Genomic DNA, 18,805 nt, shown 5'->3' with positions numbered 1-18,805 from the left:
CAGGGGGGATAGGACCAAACGCCGATGAGCTTAAAGAAAGTCACCTTCCAGGACTTCGGCGGTCGCGAAACGGCCGAGTCCATCCTCGAACGGGCCCGCGCCGAAGCCAAGCGGATGATCGACGAAGCCAAGCGCAACGCCGACAAGATTGAGCAAGTCGCCTACGAGCAGGGGTTCGCCCAGGGCGAACAGGCCGGCGTGAAAATGGGCATGGCGAAAGCCCAGCCGAACGTCGACGGGATGGTCGCCGCGGTCGAGGAATTCAATCGCCTGCTTTTAACGACGCTCGAGGCGATGGAGCCGGACATCGTCGAGCTGGTGCGCGCCATCGCGGCGAAGGTGCTGCACACGGTCTTGGCGCAGGATAACGAAATCCTGGTCAAAATCGTGCGCGCCGCCATGGCCGAAGTCGATAAAAAATGGGAGGTGACGATCCGGATCAATCCGCAGGAATACGACACCGTCTCGCGGTTCGGCGACGAATTCACCCGGATTCGCGAGATGCAAAAGGTGACGATCGTCGCCGACCCGGGCGTTCCTTCCGGCGGGTGCCGGGTCGAATATCCGCAGGGTTTCGTCGGGGCGTCGCTCGAACACGCGCTCGACGAACTCTTCCGCGCCGAGGATCTTTAAATGATTCCGCGGCCGCCATACGACTGGTCGCCGTTTCAGCAATCCGTGGACGCGGCGGAGGTGATCAGCGTCAACGGCTACGTCGAACGGATCGTCGGCCTGCTGATCGAAGCCACCGGCCCGCGCGCGCCGGTCGGCGGCATCTGCCGCATTTATCCCCGGCAGCCGGACGGCCGGGAAGCCGCGCCGATCATCGCCGAAATCGTCGGTTTCGACGAGCGGTCGGTGCAACTCATGCCGCTGCAGCACGTCTACAACGTCAGCCCGGGAAGCCGCGTGGAAAAGGCGCGCCGCAGTCCGACCGTGCCGGTCGGCGACGCCTTTCTGGGCCGGATCGTCAACGGGTTGGGCCAGCCGATGGACGGCAAACCGGCGCCGCAGGGCAGCAAACGGCTGCCGATCTACGGCCAGCCGCTCAATCCCGTCAACCGCCAGCGCATCACCAAATCGCTCGATCTGGGCGTCCGTTCGATGAACGGGATTCTGACGGTCGGGCAGGGGCAGAAAATCGGTATCTTCGCCGGTTCGGGCGTGGGCAAAAGCGTGCTGTTGGGCATGATCGCGCGCAATACCGAGGCCGACGTCAACGTGATCGCGCTGATCGGCGAACGCGGCCGCGAGGTGCGGGAATTCCTCGATCGCGATCTGAGCCTGGAGGGCCTGAAGCACAGCGTGGTAGTCTGCGCCACCTCCGATCGCACCGCGCTCGAACGCCTTCGCGCCGGCTACCTGGCCACCACGATGGCGGAGTATTTCCGCTCCCAAGGCGCCAAGGTGCTGTTCATGATGGACAGCCTGACCCGTTTGGCCATGGCGCGGCGGGAAATCGGCCTGGCGATCGGCGAGCCCCCCACCAACAAGGGGTATACGCCCAGCGTGTTCGCCCTGCTGCCCAGCCTGTTGGAGCGGATCGGCAACGACGAACGGGGCGGCTCGCTTACCGGCATCTATACCGTCCTGGTCGAGGCCGACGACATCAACGACCCGATCGGCGACGCCGCGCGGTCGATCCTCGACGGCCACGTGTTTCTCAGCCGCGAACTGGCGGCGCGCAACCATTTTCCGGCGATCGACATTCTCAACAGCACGAGCCGCGTGATGGGCGACATCGTTTCGCGGCAACAGATGGAGTGGGCGGCGTGGATTCGCGAACTCCTGGCCGTTTACACCGAGGCCGAGGATTTGATCAACATCGGCGCGTACCAAAAAGGCGCCAATCCGCGGATCGATTACGCGATCACCGTCATCGACGCGGTGCGCGGTTTCCTGCGGCAAGGCATCACCGACCGCGTCACGATGCAGGATACCTTGATGGGCATGGCGCAGATCTTTCGCCAGAATCCGCCCCCATGGGTCAAGAAAACCGGGAAGGAAAACCAGCCGCCGGCGCGCGGCTGAGCCGCCGGAAGGCCGGGTGAAGGGCGATGGCAAAAAAATTCAAGCTGGCCGCGCTGCTGCGCGTGCGGCGGATTATGGAAGACAAGAAAAAGCGCGAGTTCGGTGACGCGCTCCGCGAGTGGATCACCGCGACGCAGGAACGCGACGAAATCGATCGGCGGATCGCGGCGGCGCAGCAGGCATACAACGAACACGCCGTCGGTGGGATCACCATCGACGAACTGCGGTTGCGGGAAACCCATTTGATGATGTTGCGGCAAAACCGGTTGATGCAGGAAGTGGTCATCCTACAGGCGGCCCAGAAGCGCGATTGGGTGCGCGAGGAATTGATCGAAGCGACGCGGCGGCGGCAGGTCGTCGAGAAGCTGAAAGAAAAATTCACGATTCGGGTCAATTACGAAACGAACAAACAGGCCGAGAAGCAATTGGCGGAAACCGCGCTCTTGCGGTTTGCCCGCCGGACGGCGGAGCAGGAATCGGGACGGTCATGAAAAAGCGAAATCACTGGTGGCAGATTCTGGTGCTGGCGTTGCTGGCGGGCGCGGCGCTGGTCTGGTCTTGCGGCTTTCTGGCCCGCGCGGCGGCCGAGGAACAAAAAGATCCGGCCGCGGATGAGCAGGTGAAAAAGGACGCGTTGCGCCGCGCGCTCGGTTACGACCCTGCGAAAATCGGTGAGAACGTCGAAAAGGCGCTGCCCGAACCGGAAAAGATCAACGTGCCGGAATTCGAGGCCAAGCCGACTCCCGAGGAAGAACACGCGACCTACCTCAAATCCCAGTTGATCCAAATCGAGGAAGAGCAGAAATCGCTGGCAACCCTCAAGGCCGATGTCCAGAAGGAATTGAAAAAACTGGAGGAAGTGCAGACCCAGATCGACCAACGATTGGCCAAGGAAGATCAGGCGACCGAACTGAAAGTGACGCGACTGATAGCCATCTACGACAAAATGCGGTTGGATGAACTGGCGCCCGTGATGGAAAAACTGCCCGAGGATCTCCGGGTCAAGATTCTCAATCGCTTGAAGGAAAAGAAGGTCGGCCAACTCCTGGAACTCATGGACCCCGACACGGCGGCCAAAACTTCCAAACTGCTTTTAAATAAAAAGTCGAAATAAGCTATCTTTAGACGTTCCGCTTCGAATCCTTGGCGAGCCGGAAACTTGAATATATTCCGCAATACTAAATAGTTATCGAACAGATTGCACCCTGCGAGCCTTACCGATCGCGCCTCGTTTTCTTGACGCCCTCTTTTGGCATGAAACCAGCAAAAAAAAGCGGTGAAGCCAGGTCCAGCGTGTTTCGACATCGAGTCGGTCGCACGATAACGGACCAATCCGGCACGGAAGGAGGTGTAGAATGAATGCCGAAAATAGAGCGTCTTGATATCACGCAATTGATGGTTCATATCGGCCAGACGCCTGTCGTGAATTCGACACCGACCCAAGCCGTTTCCGCCGATTCCGGAAATACGAAAAGCAGTGATTTCGCCAGTACTCTGGAATCGATTCAGAACTCGGAACGCGCAAGTACGGTGAAGGATTCCCCGGCAGAGCAGTCGGTCGCCAAAACCGATGGTCAACAAACGGCTGAAACTGCGAAAGATCAGAATAATCAAGTGGATACGTCGGTTACCGCCAAACCGGAAGGGGAAGCGCAATCGACGGAGCAGACCGCTGCGAAACCGGTGGAAGCCCAATCCGCTTCCGAGTTGACGCAGTCCGTCACGCCGGTTGCGACGACCACCGAGGAGATGGCTCCAGCGGTGATGGGGCAATTCACGAGTGAATCAGACAACCAAGGGATAACTGTCCAGACAGTCGCGCAATCGATGACGGCGCAAACGGGTGAGGGAATCGTTGAAGATGTCCCAATAACACTATTGGGCCTGCAAAGTGAAGTGACCGAGACCCCGACCGCCGCGCCGATCAAGCCGATTTCGATCGGCCAATCCACGGCAGATAATTCCCTGGTGCCCCAAATCGATGGGCAAGCTTTGCCGACCGCCGCGGAGGCATCGGCCAAGCCGACCGCCAACCCGAATCCCACGGTTCAGACGCCTGCCGTTCCGATCGCCCCCGAGGTCGATCGGTCCTTGGAGACGACGGTTTCTTGGATGACGGCGCAGGCGAATGCCAATGGCGTGGCGCGGGAAATCCCGGCGCCCCATGCCTTTGGCGAAACGCCGAGCGTTCAAGCGATTCGGGAATCGGTGGAAACAGTCGCACCGACGGCGCAAGCCAACCTGAACGAACAGCAAGGTACGACCTATCAACCGACGATCCGCAAGTCTTTCACCCAACAGCGACAGGGAGTCGCCGCGAGTTACCGGAAGGAAGCATTGGCGGCTTATCGGTCCGTCGGGGTTTCGGCTGTGAGCACGGAAACGAAACCGAAGGTCGAAACGGCTCAACCGACGGTCGATCAGTCGTTGCGTTCGGATTCCTCCGGTCAGGCCACGGAAGCCGAGAAGACGATGGAACGGCGGCCGCGCACCGCGGATTATCAATCCAACGAGCCGAAGGCGGCGGTGGCCGCGGATGACTCTGCTGCTCCGGCGAATAAAGCCATGGACGCGCAACCGGCAATCGGCGAACGGGAAGTTAGTCAGCCGACGAACGGCACCGCTTCGCCGGTCACGCCGGTCAGCACTGTTTCGTTGAAGGAAACGCCGACGGTTCAGCAGGCCGCTTCCACGCCGCCGGCCACGGTTTCCACGGAAACCATGACGGCGCGGATCGAACGGTTGCGGGACCTCGTATCGATCACCGGTCGGACGATCGCCAGCAAGGCGGCGGCCGGCGGCGGCTCGATCCGGTTGCAATTGGAACCGCCGCAATTGGGTCAGATGAAATTGGACATTCAGGTGGATAAGGACGGCGTTCGCGCGGCGGCGGTGGTGGAAAGCAGCCAGGTCAAGCAGGTGCTGCTCGATAATCTGCCCCAGCTCCGGCAGATGTTCAACGAGAAGGGAATGGATCTGCAGCGGTTCGATGTGTTCCAGCAGTTGCCCAATCAACAACCAGGACGGGACCTGATGTCCGGTTCGCGATCGTTCGCGGATCCGCGGCCGGGTTCCCAGGCGGGCTCGGAAAGCACGAGTCGCTCGGCCCAAAGTCAAGTGGGCCACGCCGCGATTTACGCTTTGCGCGGCATGTCCGGCAATATTCGCGTCCGGGCGTGAGCCGGAACAGAAGGAGGTAAGAAGTGGCTGCAACCGAACTGACCAACGTTGGGGCGAACATTTACGGGCTCGGCTCGACCAGCGACGCGACCAACCTGTACGAATCGCAGCAGACCGACCTGACCGATCCGGAGGTATTCATCAACCTGCTGATCGAGGAAATGAAAAACCAGGATCCGCTCGATCCGATGAGCAACCAGGAATACGTCGCCCAGCTGGCCCAATTGTCCCTGGTCGAACAGACGCGGACCATCAACACCAATCTGGAAACCCTACAGCTCTTCCAATCGAGCATCAACAACGCGCAATCGGTTTCCATGATCGGCAAGGAAGTGAAAGCCAGCGGCGATTCCTTCTACTTCGACGGCGACGGGACGGCGACGCTCAAGTACCAGTTGGACGAGGACGCCGCGACCGTGACGATCAAGGTTTACAAGTCGGATGGAACCTTGCAGCGGACGCTGCAACTGGGTTCCCAGGAGAGCGGCGAGCAGACCGCGGAATGGGACGGCGCCAACAACGACGGTTCGCCGTTGGATGCCGGCAACTATACCTTTGCCGTTACCGCCACCGACGCCGAAGGAAACGCGGTGACCGCCAGCACGTACCTGACGGGACGGGTCACGGGAATCGTCTTCAAGGACGGCGTGCCCTACATGCAAATCGGTTCCCAGGAAGTCACCATGGGCGACATTCTGGAGATTTTCGAAGGGAACTAGGTCTATGAACAACACAATCAACCCCTCATTTTTCGTTGCGCGGCCGGTCGAAAAAACGGCATCGACGGCGAAAGTCGGCGCGGCCGCCGCGCCGGCGGCTCAGGAGTCGTTCCGGCAAGTGCTGGAACGGCAACTGCAGCAAAGCCAACCGGTGCAGTTTTCGGCTCATGCCAAGGAACGAATGGCGTCTCGGCAGATGACGCTGGGCACGGCGGAGGTCGGCAAGATCACCGACGCGGTGGATCGCGCGGCGGACAAGGGTTCGCGCAACACGCTGGTGATCGGCGACGATTATGCCCTGATCGTCAATGTCCCCAACCGGACGGTCATCACCGCGATGAACCGGTCGGGGATGAACGAAAACGTGGTGACGAACATCGACAGCACGGTGTTCGTCGAATAGACGAAGCCGGACCCCGTATGGGGAGGCTTCATCCCGCGGAATGACCGAAGCGGGAAGGAGAAAAGTAACATGTCAATCATTGGCGCAATGTACTCAGGCATCAGCGGCTTGGGTTCCAATGCCACGATGATGGAAATCATCGGCAACAACTTGGCCAACATCAACACGCCCGCCTTCAAGTTCAGCCGGGCCGATTTTTCCGACGTGCTCGCCAAAACACTGGCCGGCGGCATGGAAATCGGCCGTGGTTCGCGCGTCGGCGACACCAGCATGGTGATGGCGCAAGGCGGCTTTCAATCGACGGAAAACGTGACCGACATCGCCCTTTCCGGCAAGGGCTTTTTCATGGTGCGGGATGACGCGACCAACAGCATGTTGTATACGCGCAACGGCAGTTTCATGGTCGACAAAAACGGTTACGTGACTAATTCCGCCGGCATGAAGCTGATGGGTTTCAGCCTGAACGAAAACAGCACGGCCTCCGGCGTTCCGCACGATATCCGCGTGACCCAGGCGCCCCTGGCGCCCAAGGTCACCACCGAGGTTTCGCTCTATGCCAACCTCGATTCGCAGGCGGAAATCGTCGGCCCGTTCGACATCACCAACCCGGTCAACACCAGCAATTTCACCGCCTCGATCACGGTTTACGACACCTTGGGCAATCCGCACCAGGTGACGTCGTACTTCTCGCGCAACGCCGCGCCCGGCGCGGGCGGCGGCAACGTCTGGGAATACAACATCGTGGTCGATGCCGCCGACTCGGCGACCGGCGCCGATTACGTCGCGACCTCCGGCACGATCGAGTTCAGCACCGAAGGCGCGCTGCTCGACCAGGTGATCACGCAACCGCCCGATTTCGACTTCGCCGGCAATCCGTTGCAGAACCAGGACATCAGCTTCGAATTCGGCACCCCGATCTCGGCCGGCGGCACCGGCACCGACGGCACCACCCAGTTCGGCGAGGGCTCGGCGTTGGTCTTCGCCAGCCAGGACGGGTACGGCACCAGCTACATCGACAGCCTGAACATCGACTCCGACGGCAAGGTGATCGCCCTGTACGGCAACGGCGAGACACGCGAAATCGCCCAGATCGCCATCGTCAACTTCTCCAACGCGATCGGCCTGGACCACCGCGGCAACAATATGTTCGGTTCGACTTCCGAATCCGGCGAACCGATCATTTCCATCGCCAACGTGTCCGGCAACGGTTCGATCTTCTCCAACACCCTGGAATTGTCCAACGTCGACATCGCGCAGCAGTTCGTCGAGATGATCACGACGCAGCGCGGTTTCCAGGCGAACAGCAAGTCGATCACCACGGCCGATACGATGATCGCCGAGTTGATCAACATCTCGAGATAAGGTTTGATGGTTTGATGGAGCGGGGAGGCGGCCGCGGCCGCCTCCCCAAAGGTTCGCCGATTTTCGGGGGGCCGAACGGGCCGCGAGGGGAGCGGGTGATATGCAAACGGAAATGCCGCCGAAAGTCGCGGAAGGGATGCCCGAGCCGGAGCCGATCGACCTGGAAGCCGAACTGGCGAAGGTGAAGGAACGGGCGGAAGCGCAGTTGGCGGAATTGCGCTGGACGCGCCTGCTGCTGAAAAGTCTGGCGCTGGTCTGCCTCGTTTACTGCCTGGTGGCCGGTATTCTATGGGCCGGCTCGTTCATCTCCGAACAAATCCCGGCATTGATATCAAAAATATTCGCGTAAAATCAAATTGTTATGGCGGATGCTGCCGTCCTCCGGCGAGGCCGGTCCGGTTTTCTCGGAATAAATAAAATCGCGCTTGCAATTTGTTTTCTTTTTCATTACGTTAAGCGCCCCGTTACATCTTGATGGCGGGTGGCGATCACCCTAAGTCAATTTGCGATGCGTCTTTTCCGCCAAGTCGCCCATCGACCCCGGGCGGCGAAAAGGGTGGAGAAGATGCCCGAAGGAGTATGAGGGTCATGAAGACATTCAGTGCGAAACCCGGACAGGTCGAGCGGGGATGGTACATTGTCGATTTGGACGGCAAGGTGCTCGGTCGCGCGGCGAGTGAAATCGCCAAGATTTTGCGCGGCAAGCACAAGCCGACTTTCACTCCGCATGAAGACGTGGGTGATTTCGTCATCGCCATCAACGCTGAAAAAATCAAGCTTACCGGCCAGAAGGTCGAGGACAAGCTGTATCACCACCACACCGGTTATCCCGGCGGCCTCAAGACGGTCAACGCCAAGCGGCTGCTGGAAAACAAACCGGAAGAAATCATCAAGCACGCCGTGCGCGGCATGTTGCCGAAGAACACCATGGGCCGCAATCTGCTCAAGAAGCTCAAGGTGTATTCCGGCGCTGAGCATCCGCACGGCGCGCAGAAACCCGTGCAACTGGATTTCTGAGGAGTGAACGATGGGTGAACTGCAATACTACGGAACCGGAAAACGTAAGTGCTCCATCGCGCGCGTTTGGCTGAAACCCGGCACGGGTAAAATCCTGATCAACGAGCGCGAAGTGGACGAATACTTCCCGCGCGAAATGGCCCGCGTCTCCGTGCGTCAGCCGTTCGACGCGACGGGTACCAACAACAAGTTCGACGTGCAGATCATCGTGACGGGCGGCGGCTTGACCGGCCAGGCCGGCGCCATCCGCCACGGCATCTCGCGCGCCTTGTTGGAGTACAACGAGGAATACCGCAAACCCTTGAAGGTCGCCGGTTACCTGACCCGCGACGCCCGCGTCGTCGAACGCAAGAAGTACGGCCGCGCCAAGGCCCGCCGCCGCTTCCAGTTCAGCAAGCGTTAACCCGCGCGGCTGGCGATCGATCGTCAAACGAAGGAGGACGCCCGGCGTTCTCCTTTTTGTTTGCTTGCGGCGGGTTTGACGGCTAAAATGCCGCAATTGAGGGAAATCGAACCGCCCGTGGAGGCGTCATGAAAAAATGCTTTTGGTTGGTTCTGATTCTCGGCCTGCTGGCGCTCGTCGCCTGCGGCACCGCCAAAGGCCGTTACGACGGTGAGGACCTCGAGGATGACGACGACGCCGGCGACGATGCCGGCGACGACGCGACCGACGACGACAACGACGACGCCGTCCAGCCCGAGATCGAGGATTACACCTGGATCGACGCCGACGGCAACGAGGTCCATTTGTACGACTTTTTGGGAAAAGTGGTGTTGCTCAACACGGCGGCTTTCTGGTGCGAACCGTGCCGCGAGGAAACCCCGAGCCTGCAGAAGGATTTGTGGGAAGAATATCAGGACGAGGATTTTCAGCTGATCCAATTGATCGTGGCGGACGTCGACTACAACCCCGCGACCCCGGCGACGGCCACGGCCTGGCGCGACGAATTCGGCGTCACCTACCTGGTCTGCGCCGATCCCGACTACAGCCTGCAACCCTATTTTCTCGAACAGATTTTGCCGTTCAATATGCTGTTAAGCCGCGATTTCACCATCGAACTGCGGACGCACGAATACGACAAGGACATTCTTTCCTTGATGATCGAGGATTTGCTCTGAAAACCGCGACGGTGAAACATCGGGGAGTCGGCCGGTGACCACGCCACAACGAGCCCAGCCATTGCCGCGCCGCGCCGTCCGACGTATCAGTTTCGTTTATCCGCCCTATGGCGTGGTGAAAAACGAGCCCGGCATCCGCGCCGTCAAGGAAAACTACGGCGTGTTTCCCTCGCTCTCGCTGGCCTACGTCGCCGCCGTCGCGGAACGCGAGGGCTATCAAATCCAGTTCATCGACGCCAACGCGCTGGAGCTGTCGCTCGAGGAAACCATCCGTCGCGTCAAGGCGTTCCAGCCCGACCTGCTGGCGTTCACGATCACGACTTATCTGTTTTACCAGACGCTCGCCTGGGTCCGCGCGTTGCGCGAGGCCCTGCAGGTGCCGACGCTGCTCGGCGGCGTCCACATGGGCATCTATCCCGAGGAAACCTTCAGCCATCACAGCATCGATTACGGCTGCACCGGCGAGGCCGAGGTCGTCCTGCCGCCGTTTCTCCGGACGCTGAACGAAGGCGGCGACCTCGGGCGGGTCAAGGGCGTGATCTGGCGCGACGGCGATCGCGTAGCGGTCAACGAATGCGCGGCGCCGCTCGACGATGTGAACCTGGCGCCGTTTCCGGCGCGCCACCTGCTGCCCAACGACCGCTATTTCAGCTTCATCAGCCAGTTCCGCAATTTCACGCCGATGATCACCAGCCGCGGCTGCCCGTTTCATTGCATTTTCTGCGAGCAGGGCGGCATGAAGTTTCGGCCACGTACGCCCGCGAACGTCGCCGACGAGATCGAGGAGTGTTACCACGTCTATAAGGCGCGCGAGTTCGATTTTTTCGACTCGTCGTTCACGGTCGACAAACGGCGGGTCATCGGCATTTGCGAGGAAATCCGACGACGGAACATTAAAATCTGTTGGGCGATCCGCAGCCGCGTCGACCTGGTCGACGAGGAAATGCTGATCGCGCTGAAGGGCGCCGGTTGCAAGCGGATTTACTATGGAATCGAATCGGCCGACCCGCAAATCCTGCTGACGCTGCGCAAGGAAACCAAGCTCGAACGGATCACCGAGGTCATCGGCCTGACCCGCAAACACAAGATCGACACCTTTGGCTACTTCATGATCGGCAGCCCGGGCGAAACGGCGGAGACGATTCAAAAGACCACGCGATTCGCCATCGATCTCAAGCTGGATTTCGCGCAGTTTTCCAAGGTGACGCCCATGCCGGCCACCGAGTTGTACCGGATGTTGATCGCCGACGGGCGAAAAGACTATTGGCGCGAGTACATCCTCGACGAGGCCAAAGATATTTTCCTGCCGCGGCCCAATACGAGCCTGACCGAGTAAGAAGTGCAGGCCTGGACGCGGAAGGCCTATCTGGCTTTTTATTTCCGGCCGCGTTACATCTTGAAGGCGCTCTGGCGAATTAAAAGCTGGCCGGAACTGAAGCGCTCGGTCGTCACCGCCTGGACGATGTGGGCTCAGCGCAATAAAACCTTTGAAAATACCTGGACGAAAAAAGTACAATACTAGCGCCGACTTTCAGCGAGACGACCATGTTGGAATTTTTGTCGCAGGTGCCCGAACTGCCCGCGTGCCGGCCGTTGGCTCTCGCGGATCAGCCTTTTCTCGCCGCGCGGTTCGCCACCGAACCGTCCGGCACCTCCGAAATGACCTTCACCAACCTCTTCGCCTGGAGCGGGTCGCACCCCGTTTTTCTGGCGCGCTGGCGAAATACGCTGTTGCTCTGGCGCGGCCCGCGCGAGCGCGGCTATCTGTTGCCGCCGTACGGCGAACCGCTCGACCGGATCGGCATCCGCGCGGTCTTGGCCTGGGCCGCCGCCATGGGCGGCGCGCCGCGATTCGCCCGGCTGCCCGCGAGCGCCGCGCACCGATTGCACGCCGTCGATCCGGAACTGTCGCTCGTCGCCGACCGCGATCAGGCCGATTACGTCTATCTCCGCGAGGAACTGGCGACCCTGAGCGGCCGCAAATTCGACGGCAAGCGAAACCTGATTAAAAAATTCGAAAAATCGGTCGCCGCCGTTTACCAGCCGCTCGATGCCGATCTGGTCGCGTTCTGCCTGGAGATGCAAAAGGATTGGTGCGAGGTGCGGGAATGCAGCGAACATCCCGACCTGGACGCCGAAAACGAGGCGGTCTGCCGCGCCCTGGAATATTGGGACCGACTACCGCTTTTCGGCGGCGCCTTGCTCACCGCCGACGGCCCGCGGCGGATTCTGGCCTTCACCGTCGCCGAGCGGTTGACCGCCGACACGGCGGTGATTCACTTCGAAAAAGGCACCACGCAATATCCCGGCGTTTATCAGGCGCTCAACCGCTTGTTTTGCGAAAAGGCGCTGGCCGCAATGACGTTCGTCAATCGCGAGCAGGATTTGGGCCTGCCGGGCCTGCGTCAGGCGAAGGAAAGCTATCATCCGCACCACCTGGTGGAGAAATTCATTCTGCAACCGACCGGCTGAGCGGTCGCGGGGGAAAGGAGCTGCGATGGACGAGAACGTGGTCATCCGCCTGCTTCAGGAGCGATACGCGACGCGCGCCATCGCCGTCGAACCGTTCGCCGAGGAAATCGTGGACGAACTGAGCGAAGCCATCCGCCTGACTCCTTCTTGTTACAACAACCAGCCCTGGCGATTTTTGTTTTGCTTGAGCGAGGCGGGCCGGGAAAAGGCGATCGCCTGCCTGTCTGCCGGTAATGCCAAATGGGCCGGCCGTGCGCCACTGTTGATCATCGGTTATTCCGCGGAAGCCGACGATTGCGCCAATCCGGACGGCCGGAAGTATCATCAGTTCGACCTGGGAATGTCGGTCATGAGTATGCTGCTGGCCGCGACGACGCGGCGGCTGGTCGCCCGCCCGATGGCCGGCTTCAATCCCGCCAAGGCGAAGGAGTTGTTCGCCTTGCCGGAAAGCGCGCAACCGCTGGTGATGATCGCCGTGGGTTATCCGTCGGCCGACGAGGACCACTTGCCGGAATACGCCCGGGATCTGGCCCGAAAGCCGCGCCTGCGCAAGGCTGCAGCGGAGATCGTCAGCCGGCGGTAAATTTTTTCCGCCGCCGGCCGGTCCATCGCGGCAGACGGCGAAAAAGAGGTTATATTCGAGGAAAATCAGGAATCAAACGATCAATCGTGAACCGCAATCGCTTGGAGGAATCATGGCTGAAAAGAACGAACGGGCGTTGGGCATGCTGAAAACCGCCCTGTCGATGGAAGAAAAAGGGTATCAATTCTACGAAAAAGTCGTGGCGACTTCCGGCAACGAATTGGGCCGCCGCATTTTCCAGATGCTGAAAGAGGACGAGATCACCCACGTCGAACGCATCCAGCGGCTCTTTCAGCAGCTTTCCGGCGGGCAGGACTGGACCGACGACTGGAAGATCGTCACGGTCCAACAGCGCGACCTATCGCAAATCTTCCACCGACTGGCAGAGGAGCATCGCCAGCGGCTGTCCGCGGAGGCCGGCGATCTCGAGGCGATCGACGTCGGGCTCGATTTCGAATTGAAAGCCGTTAATTTCTACCGCGAACACCTGGCCCACGCGCAAAACGAACTGGAGCGCGAATTCATCCGGGCGATGGTGGCCGAGGAAGAACTGCACCACGAACTATTGGCCGATATGAAGCTTTACCTGACCGATCCGAATGCGTGGTTCCGCGAACGGGAAAAGGGCGGGTTGGACGGCGCCTAGCACATTTTTTCGAACGGCCGGCGTTCCGGCGTCAGGCGCAACTCCATTTTGCCTTCCAGGTACTTCTGGTTGACGAAAAGACCGCAATAGCACTGGCCGAATTCCGCGATGTCGGCCGGCGCGTATTCGCACGGACAGATGATGTCGCGGTCTTTCTCGAGTTCCTCGCAAGCCAGGCGGCAGGGACAACTCGGATAGCCGTAACGGTTTTTGTTGGTCCAAAGGCCTTCGACCAGCGACCAGGTGATTTCAATGTTGGGATTGAAATGCATTCCCTTGCGTTCGCAGTGCACGCGGAAGACTTCGAAATATTGTTCCGCGTTTTGCGGTTTGGCCATTACATTCCTCCGAAAACCTGACGCACTTCATCCGGGTTGGTGCCGATCAGAATGGTATCGCCCGTTTCAATGATCGGAAAAGACACCACCGGGTGGAACTGGCGGAATTTTTCCACGATGGCCATGCGCTCTTCGCGCGACATCAGATCGACCGGCACCAGGTCGTAGTCGATTCCCAGTTGTTCCAGAAATTCCTTTACCCGGCGACAGCGCGGGCAAGTGGTGATGATGTACAGGGTCGGTTTTTGCGTCGTGTTCGTTGTCATCGGCGAACCCCTTTTTCGGCAATTTAACCATCGTCCGGGCGGTGTGGCCAGGCGATCATAAAAAACCCGCTTCCGCGCTGTCAATCATTCCGGCCAGACGGTCGTCAGCTCGATGTTGTCGGGGAAGTGGTTGGCCAACAGGTATTCGTCGTAGCGGTCGTCGCCCAGCAACACCGATTTGAGAAACGCGGTGATGTAGGAGAGGGCGATCTGATTGGCCAGCACGAAGTCGATCCGTTCCGGCGAACCGCAGCCCATCGACGGATAAATCATCTTCGGCGGAAAAAGCCGGCAGGCGTCGGTCGCGCTGAAATGGCTGCCGGCGTAAAGGAAAAGGTGGATTTTTCGGTCGGAGTTCATTTTATTGAACGCGCCGCGCGCGGCGTCGTTGACCATGCCCACGACCTCGTCCATTTCGCTTTGCAGCATCAGCACGGGCTTGGTGAACCAGGGCGGATAAAAATCCAGGAAGAACGGGTTGAGCGGCACGATGGCGTCGATGTAATCGTAAATCGGGCCCGCGAGCATGGCCGTCAGGCCGCCGTAGCTGTGGCCGACCACGGCGAAGGTGTCCAGATCCAGCGGCAGTTCGAACGGCATGAACCGGTCGCGTCCACCGTTGAGCAGGGATTGATAGACGAAATTTACGTCGAGCGGCCGGTCGACCAGGCCGGTGATCAGGCTGAGCGGTTCGAAAATGATCACGTCGTCGCCGGGTACATTGGTGAAGACCGCGTTGCCGAAATGATCGGGCGCCACGACGATGAACCCGTGACTGGCCAGGTGCTCGCAAAGGGTGAAGTTTTGGAAGCGAATGGCCGTCAAGCCGTGGCTGAACAAGAGCACGGGGAAGGGGCCTTCTTCGGTCAGCGGCGGCGCGTCGCGGCGGGCGCTGGTGGTCATCGACAGCAGTTCGTCGAGCGAATCCTCGTAGTACAATTTCAGTTCGTTCAGGCCCCACTTGGGCACTTCGCCGATCATGTCCTCGACGGTGTTGACCGGGGCGTCGTCGCCGGACGCGGGATACCAGATTTCCAGCGGCAGGGTGCGATACATCTCATCCTGGTCTTCCCAGCGGCTCGTGTCGGTCAGATAAGTGGTGGTGACGCCCACCTCGTAGGGGCCGCGTTCGTCGGGCGGCTGGAAATCGTCGAAAACATCGAGCGCGGTCGCTGCCGGCTTCTCGAAACGCGCCACGGTCGTGTGCGAATTCGCTCCGGCAACGGCTGGAAAAACGAAAAGAACCGGCAGCCAGATCGTCGAAACAATCCAAAAAACCGACTTTGTGAGCATTTTGCGGATTTCCATTTTGAAAACATCGATTTAGTTCAATCTCTTAATAGTATTTACCGATAGACTATGCAATTGTTTTTTCTCGGAAACCGCTTTTTCCACGTAACGCTTTTTCATTCGCCAATGGATTGCCTGAAAAAGCGTTGGGTGTTAAAAAGGCGACCAACCCGGGGGCGAATGCATCATGTCCGGCAACAAACGTCGGAAAAAGAGGATTTTAATCGTCGACGACGACGAGTTGATGCGCGAATTATTGGAAAAAACTCTGGTTAATGCCGGTTTTCGGGCCAGCAGCGTACCCAATGGCCTGAAATTGGTCGCCTGTTTGGAGGTCGCCCGCCCGGATTTGATATTGCTCGACATTCACATGAGCTGGATCGACGGCTTCGAACTGTGCCGGTTGATCCATCAAATGCCCGAGTACCGGTCGATCCCGATTATTTTCATCAGCGGCCGGCATGACGACGAAACGATCAAATACGGCAGAAGCTGCGGAGCGGTCGATTTTATCGCCAAACCTTTCGATCTGATCGACTTGATCCGGCGGGTAAAAATTCATCTGCGCCTGGAACCGGCACTGGATGCACAGGCGGTGAACGCGGACTAAATGATCTCCATTTTACAAGCGGCGTTGCTTGGGCTTTTGCAGGGTATCACCGAGTTTCTGCCGGTCAGTTCCTCCGGCCATCTGGTGATCGCGCAATCCCTCTTTCACCTCCAGGAAAATTCCCTTTTTCTGGACACCATTCTGCACCTCGGCACGGTGATGGCGATCCTGCTCTTTTTCCGGCGGGATTTAGGGGCGCTGGTTCTTTCCTTGCGTTCGCCGGTGCGGCTCGGGCCGGCCGGCGCCTGGCGGAACGATCCGCACTTCCGGCTGTTGATCTGGTTGGGCATCGGCACCTTGCCGGCGGGCCTCGCGGGCGTGTTGTTCAACGATTGGTTCGAGGCGGCTTTCAATTCGCCGCGGATGGTCGGATTTGCTTTTTTCATTACCGCCAGCCTGCTCTTCCTTTCGCGGCTGGCGCGGAGCAATGACGTGCCGCTGGAAAAACTCGGCTGGCGGCAGGCCTTGATCGTCGGCCTGGCCCAAGCCGCGGCGATCACCCCCGGGGTCAGCCGCAGCGGCAGCACCATCGTTGCCGGCCTACTGTCCGGACTCGACCGGGAAGCGGCGGGGCGGTTCAGTTTCCTCTTGGCGATTCCGGTCATTCTCGGCGCGGTGTTGTTGCAGGCCTTGAAGGTGGAGGAACTGCCGCCGGGATTCGCCGCGGTGGCATTGACCGGGTTTGTGGTCTCGCTTGTTTCCGGCTATCTTTCGTTGCACATCCTGCTGCATTTCATTCGCCGGGGGCGCCTGCATTGGTTCGGCGTCTACTGCGTGCTGGCGGGATTGTTCGCCCTGTTGCTGATGCATTAAAAGTCACAAGGAGAAGCGAGCGGATGAAACGCGCACTCATCACCGGAATTACCGGCCAGGACGGGTCTTATCTGGCCGAATTTCTTTTGGAAAAAGGCTATCACGTGGTCGGCATGGTCCGCCGGTCCAGCACGGAAAAATTCGAACGGCTCGAACCGATCCGCGACCGCCTCCAGATTACCCAGGGCGATCTGCTCGATCAACTCAGCCTGATCCGCCTGGTCGAGGAGGAGGAGCCGGACGAAATCTACAACCTGGCGGCGATGAGCTTCGTGCCGACCAGTTGGAATCAGCCGGTGCTGACCGCCGAATTCACCGGCGTCGGCGTGACCCGCATGCTCGAGGCCATCCGTCTGGTCAACCCGAAAATCAAGTTCTATCAAGCCAGTTCCTCCGAAATGTTCGGCAAGGTGCGGGAGATCCCGCAAAAAGAGACGACGCCGTTCTACCCGCGCAGCCCATACGGCGTGGCCAAGGCATACGGCCACTTCATCACGGTCAACTACCGCGAAAGCTACGATCTGTTTGCCTGCTCGGGCATTTTATTCAATCACGAATCGCCGCGACGCGGCCAGGAATTCGTCACCCGCAAAGTGACCACGGCGGCGGCGCTGATCAAGCTGGGCAAGCAGGAAAAGCTGAAGCTGGGCAATCTGGACGCCAAGCGGGACTGGGGCTTCGCGGGCGATTACATCCGCGCCATGTGGCTGATGTTGCAGCAGGGCGAGCCGGATGATTACGTCATCGCCACCGGCGAAACCCATTCGGTGCGGGAACTGGCCGAAATCGCGTTTCAGCGCGTCGGGTTGGATTGGCAGGATTACGTCGAAACCGACCCGCAATACTACCGCCCGGCCGAAGTCGATTTCCTAGTCGGCGATTACAGCAAGGCCAAGGAACGACTGGGTTGGGAACCGCGCGTGAATTTCCGCGAACTGGTGGAAATGATGGTCGACGCGGACCTCGTGGAAGGCAAACGCCGGATGGAGCTCGGTTTGCTGTGAAAATCCTGATTACCGGCGCCGGCGGCTTTGTCGGCGGACACTTGATCGATCATCTCGCGGCGCAAGGCGACCGGGTCTGCGGCGCCGACTTCCAACCGCCGAACCACCCGGCGCTTGAAAAATCCCTGGCCCTGGACGTCACCGACGCCCGCGCGGTCGCCGCCGTGCTGGCCGAAACGGTCGTCGACGCGGTGATCCACCTGGCCGCCGTCACCTTCGTCCCCGATGCCGAGGACGACCCGACCCGCGCCATCGCCGTGAACGTCGGCGGCACGGCGAACCTGCTGCACGCGCTCAAGGCGCATCGGCCGCAAGCCCGCTTGCTGCTGATCAGCACCGCCGAGGTTTACGGCGCTCCGGAACCCGAGCGGCTGCCGCTCACGGAAAATTCCTCCGTCCGCCCCGTCAACGTTTACGCCACGACCAAATGGCTGGCGGAAGAGTACGCCCGTTTCGCCAGGGGGCGTTTCGGGTTGGATATCCTCGTCGCTCGGCCGTTTACGCACGTCGGCCCCCGGCAGCGGCCGGTGTTCGCGTTGTCCAGTTTCGCCCAACAAATCGCCGCGATCGCCGCGGGCAAGCAGGAGCCGGTGATTCACGTCGGCAACCTGCAAGCCCGGCGCGACATCCTCGACGTCCGCGACGTGGTGCGCGCCTACCGCCTGGCGTTGCAAACGCTGCCGGCGGGCGCGGTGTTCAACATCTGCCGCGGCGAGGCCCGCGAAATCGGCGATCTGCTCGCCGAGCTGATCCGGCTGAGCGGCAAGGATATTGAAGTTCGCGTCGACCCGCATCGGCTGCGGCAGCTCGACATTCCGGCGCTCCGCGGCTCGGCGGAGTACCTGCGGCAGGCGACCGGCTGGCGGCCGGAAATCTCCTGGCGGAAAACACTTGACGATTTACGGCTTTACTGGACATTCGACGCCGAAACTGATAAAGCGTAAATACTTGG

24 protein-coding genes are annotated in these 18,805 nt (G+C 60.0%); 21 read left to right on the top strand and 3 right to left on the bottom strand.

Annotated features, from left to right (window positions below):
- Positions 1-24: 24 nt before the first annotated feature.
- The 17 genes from GX444_21515 to GX444_21435 all read left to right on the top strand — a co-directional run bounded on the left by GX444_21515 (position 25) and on the right by GX444_21435 (position 13,532).
- Positions 25-633, top strand: a complete 609-nt coding sequence (locus GX444_21515) for a hypothetical protein (protein ID NLH51162.1) — start codon at positions 25-27, stop codon at positions 631-633.
- A complete protein-coding gene (locus GX444_21510; GenBank protein ID NLH51161.1) occupies positions 634-2,031 on the top strand; it encodes a FliI/YscN family ATPase in 1,398 nt (465 codons plus the stop codon). It abuts the gene before it with no gap.
- Positions 2,032-2,057: 26 nt separating this feature from the next.
- Positions 2,058-2,522, top strand: a complete 465-nt coding sequence (gene fliJ, locus GX444_21505; GenBank protein NLH51160.1) for a flagellar export protein FliJ — start codon at positions 2,058-2,060, stop codon at positions 2,520-2,522.
- Positions 2,519-3,145, top strand: coding sequence for a hypothetical protein (locus GX444_21500; GenBank protein NLH51159.1), 627 nt, complete (start codon positions 2,519-2,521; stop codon positions 3,143-3,145). The genes fliJ and GX444_21500 overlap by 4 nt, the downstream gene beginning before the upstream one ends.
- Before the next feature lie 245 nt (positions 3,146-3,390).
- Positions 3,391-5,211, top strand: a complete 1,821-nt coding sequence (locus tag GX444_21495) for a hypothetical protein (protein NLH51158.1) — start codon at positions 3,391-3,393, stop codon at positions 5,209-5,211.
- Between the two features lie 23 nt (positions 5,212-5,234).
- On the top strand, positions 5,235-5,930 hold the full coding sequence (locus tag GX444_21490) for a hypothetical protein (protein ID NLH51157.1): 696 nt from the start codon (positions 5,235-5,237) through the stop codon (positions 5,928-5,930).
- A 4-nt stretch (positions 5,931-5,934) separates the two neighbouring features.
- Positions 5,935-6,333, top strand: a complete 399-nt coding sequence (locus GX444_21485) for a hypothetical protein (protein NLH51156.1) — start codon at positions 5,935-5,937, stop codon at positions 6,331-6,333.
- A gap of 69 nt (positions 6,334-6,402) precedes the next feature.
- Entirely contained in the window at positions 6,403-7,695 is a 1,293-nt protein-coding gene (locus tag GX444_21480; protein NLH51155.1) for a flagellar hook protein FlgE, read from the top strand.
- A gap of 100 nt (positions 7,696-7,795) precedes the next feature.
- On the top strand, positions 7,796-8,044 hold the full coding sequence (locus tag GX444_21475) for a hypothetical protein (GenBank protein NLH51154.1): 249 nt from the start codon (positions 7,796-7,798) through the stop codon (positions 8,042-8,044).
- Positions 8,045-8,283: 239 nt separating this feature from the next.
- Positions 8,284-8,712: a 50S ribosomal protein L13 gene (gene rplM, locus GX444_21470; GenBank protein ID NLH51153.1), complete on the top strand. Its 429-nt coding sequence runs from the start codon at positions 8,284-8,286 to the stop codon at positions 8,710-8,712.
- Between the two features lie 10 nt (positions 8,713-8,722).
- Entirely contained in the window at positions 8,723-9,115 is a 393-nt protein-coding gene (gene rpsI / locus GX444_21465) for a 30S ribosomal protein S9 (protein NLH51152.1), read from the top strand.
- 128 nt (positions 9,116-9,243) lie between these two features.
- Entirely contained in the window at positions 9,244-9,831 is a 588-nt protein-coding gene (locus tag GX444_21460) for a TlpA family protein disulfide reductase (protein ID NLH51151.1), read from the top strand.
- Between the two features lie 34 nt (positions 9,832-9,865).
- Entirely contained in the window at positions 9,866-11,167 is a 1,302-nt protein-coding gene (locus GX444_21455) for a radical SAM protein (protein NLH51150.1), read from the top strand.
- A gap of 3 nt (positions 11,168-11,170) precedes the next feature.
- Complete coding sequence (locus GX444_21450) at positions 11,171-11,353, top strand: hypothetical protein (GenBank protein ID NLH51149.1); 183 nt, start codon at positions 11,171-11,173, stop codon at positions 11,351-11,353.
- A 23-nt stretch (positions 11,354-11,376) separates the two neighbouring features.
- On the top strand, positions 11,377-12,303 hold the full coding sequence (locus tag GX444_21445; GenBank protein ID NLH51148.1) for a DUF2156 domain-containing protein: 927 nt from the start codon (positions 11,377-11,379) through the stop codon (positions 12,301-12,303).
- 25 nt (positions 12,304-12,328) lie between these two features.
- The gene (locus tag GX444_21440) at positions 12,329-12,886 is read left to right on the top strand and encodes a nitroreductase (GenBank protein ID NLH51147.1); all 558 of its coding nucleotides are present in this window, start codon (positions 12,329-12,331) and stop codon (positions 12,884-12,886) included.
- Positions 12,887-12,998: 112 nt separating this feature from the next.
- Positions 12,999-13,532, top strand: coding sequence for a ferritin family protein (locus GX444_21435; GenBank protein NLH51146.1), 534 nt, complete (start codon positions 12,999-13,001; stop codon positions 13,530-13,532).
- Here the strand turns inward: GX444_21435 and GX444_21430 are convergent.
- The 3 genes from GX444_21430 to GX444_21420 all read right to left on the bottom strand — a co-directional run bounded on the left by GX444_21430 (position 13,529) and on the right by GX444_21420 (position 15,429).
- Positions 13,529-13,870, bottom strand: coding sequence for a ferredoxin:thioredoxin reductase (locus tag GX444_21430; GenBank protein ID NLH51145.1), 342 nt, complete (start codon positions 13,868-13,870; stop codon positions 13,529-13,531). The two genes, GX444_21435 and GX444_21430, sit on opposite strands and share 4 nt — an antisense overlap.
- Complete coding sequence (locus tag GX444_21425) at positions 13,870-14,136, bottom strand: glutaredoxin family protein (protein ID NLH51144.1); 267 nt, start codon at positions 14,134-14,136, stop codon at positions 13,870-13,872. Before GX444_21425 ends, GX444_21430 begins: the two co-directional genes overlap by 1 nt.
- An 84-nt stretch (positions 14,137-14,220) precedes the next feature.
- The gene (locus tag GX444_21420) at positions 14,221-15,429 is read right to left on the bottom strand and encodes a hypothetical protein (GenBank protein NLH51143.1); all 1,209 of its coding nucleotides are present in this window, start codon (positions 15,427-15,429) and stop codon (positions 14,221-14,223) included.
- A gap of 184 nt (positions 15,430-15,613) precedes the next feature.
- On the opposite strand from GX444_21420, the gene GX444_21415 reads away from it, so the two are divergent.
- From GX444_21415 to GX444_21400, 4 genes are read left to right on the top strand one after another with little or no spacing between them, the layout of a single operon-like run.
- Positions 15,614-16,036 carry a response regulator gene (locus GX444_21415; protein ID NLH51142.1) on the top strand — a complete coding sequence of 141 codons (423 nt, stop codon included), beginning with the start codon at positions 15,614-15,616 and terminating at the stop codon, positions 16,034-16,036.
- Positions 16,037-16,849, top strand: a complete 813-nt coding sequence (locus GX444_21410; protein NLH51141.1) for an undecaprenyl-diphosphate phosphatase — start codon at positions 16,037-16,039, stop codon at positions 16,847-16,849. It begins immediately after the preceding gene.
- Between the two features lie 23 nt (positions 16,850-16,872).
- Positions 16,873-17,853: a GDP-mannose 4,6-dehydratase gene (gene gmd / locus GX444_21405; GenBank protein NLH51140.1), complete on the top strand. Its 981-nt coding sequence runs from the start codon at positions 16,873-16,875 to the stop codon at positions 17,851-17,853.
- Positions 17,850-18,797 carry an NAD-dependent epimerase/dehydratase family protein gene (locus tag GX444_21400; protein ID NLH51139.1) on the top strand — a complete coding sequence of 316 codons (948 nt, stop codon included), beginning with the start codon at positions 17,850-17,852 and terminating at the stop codon, positions 18,795-18,797. Before gmd ends, GX444_21400 begins: the two co-directional genes overlap by 4 nt.
- Positions 18,798-18,805: the final 8 nt, after the last annotated feature.

The organism is Myxococcales bacterium (assembly GCA_012517325.1).
Lineage (GTDB): Bacteria > Lernaellota > Lernaellaia > Lernaellales > Lernaellaceae > JAAYVF01.
The sequence above is the reverse complement of the archived record's forward strand: the minus strand, read 5'-3'. Positions and strand labels throughout refer to the sequence as shown.

Coding starts and splice junctions, on each gene's coding strand:
- fliJ (NLH51160.1), top strand. CDS start 2,058: ATGGCAAAAAAATTCAAGCTGGCCGCGCTGCTGCGCGTGCGGCGGATT.
- GX444_21435 (NLH51146.1), top strand. CDS start 12,999: ATGGCTGAAAAGAACGAACGGGCGTTGGGCATGCTGAAAACCGCCCTG.
- GX444_21480 (NLH51155.1), top strand. CDS start 6,403: ATGTCAATCATTGGCGCAATGTACTCAGGCATCAGCGGCTTGGGTTCC.
- GX444_21485 (NLH51156.1), top strand. CDS start 5,935: ATGAACAACACAATCAACCCCTCATTTTTCGTTGCGCGGCCGGTCGAA.
- GX444_21420 (NLH51143.1), bottom strand. CDS start 15,429: ATGCTCACAAAGTCGGTTTTTTGGATTGTTTCGACGATCTGGCTGCCG.
- GX444_21475 (NLH51154.1), top strand. CDS start 7,796: ATGCAAACGGAAATGCCGCCGAAAGTCGCGGAAGGGATGCCCGAGCCG.
- rpsI (NLH51152.1), top strand. CDS start 8,723: ATGGGTGAACTGCAATACTACGGAACCGGAAAACGTAAGTGCTCCATC.
- GX444_21510 (NLH51161.1), top strand. CDS start 634: ATGATTCCGCGGCCGCCATACGACTGGTCGCCGTTTCAGCAATCCGTG.
- GX444_21515 (NLH51162.1), top strand. CDS start 25: ATGAGCTTAAAGAAAGTCACCTTCCAGGACTTCGGCGGTCGCGAAACG.
- GX444_21410 (NLH51141.1), top strand. CDS start 16,037: ATGATCTCCATTTTACAAGCGGCGTTGCTTGGGCTTTTGCAGGGTATC.
- GX444_21445 (NLH51148.1), top strand. CDS start 11,377: ATGTTGGAATTTTTGTCGCAGGTGCCCGAACTGCCCGCGTGCCGGCCG.
- GX444_21415 (NLH51142.1), top strand. CDS start 15,614: ATGTCCGGCAACAAACGTCGGAAAAAGAGGATTTTAATCGTCGACGAC.
- gmd (NLH51140.1), top strand. CDS start 16,873: ATGAAACGCGCACTCATCACCGGAATTACCGGCCAGGACGGGTCTTAT.
- rplM (NLH51153.1), top strand. CDS start 8,284: ATGAAGACATTCAGTGCGAAACCCGGACAGGTCGAGCGGGGATGGTAC.
- GX444_21440 (NLH51147.1), top strand. CDS start 12,329: ATGGACGAGAACGTGGTCATCCGCCTGCTTCAGGAGCGATACGCGACG.
- GX444_21500 (NLH51159.1), top strand. CDS start 2,519: ATGAAAAAGCGAAATCACTGGTGGCAGATTCTGGTGCTGGCGTTGCTG.
- GX444_21495 (NLH51158.1), top strand. CDS start 3,391: ATGCCGAAAATAGAGCGTCTTGATATCACGCAATTGATGGTTCATATC.
- GX444_21460 (NLH51151.1), top strand. CDS start 9,244: ATGAAAAAATGCTTTTGGTTGGTTCTGATTCTCGGCCTGCTGGCGCTC.
- GX444_21425 (NLH51144.1), bottom strand. CDS start 14,136: ATGACAACGAACACGACGCAAAAACCGACCCTGTACATCATCACCACT.
- GX444_21430 (NLH51145.1), bottom strand. CDS start 13,870: ATGGCCAAACCGCAAAACGCGGAACAATATTTCGAAGTCTTCCGCGTG.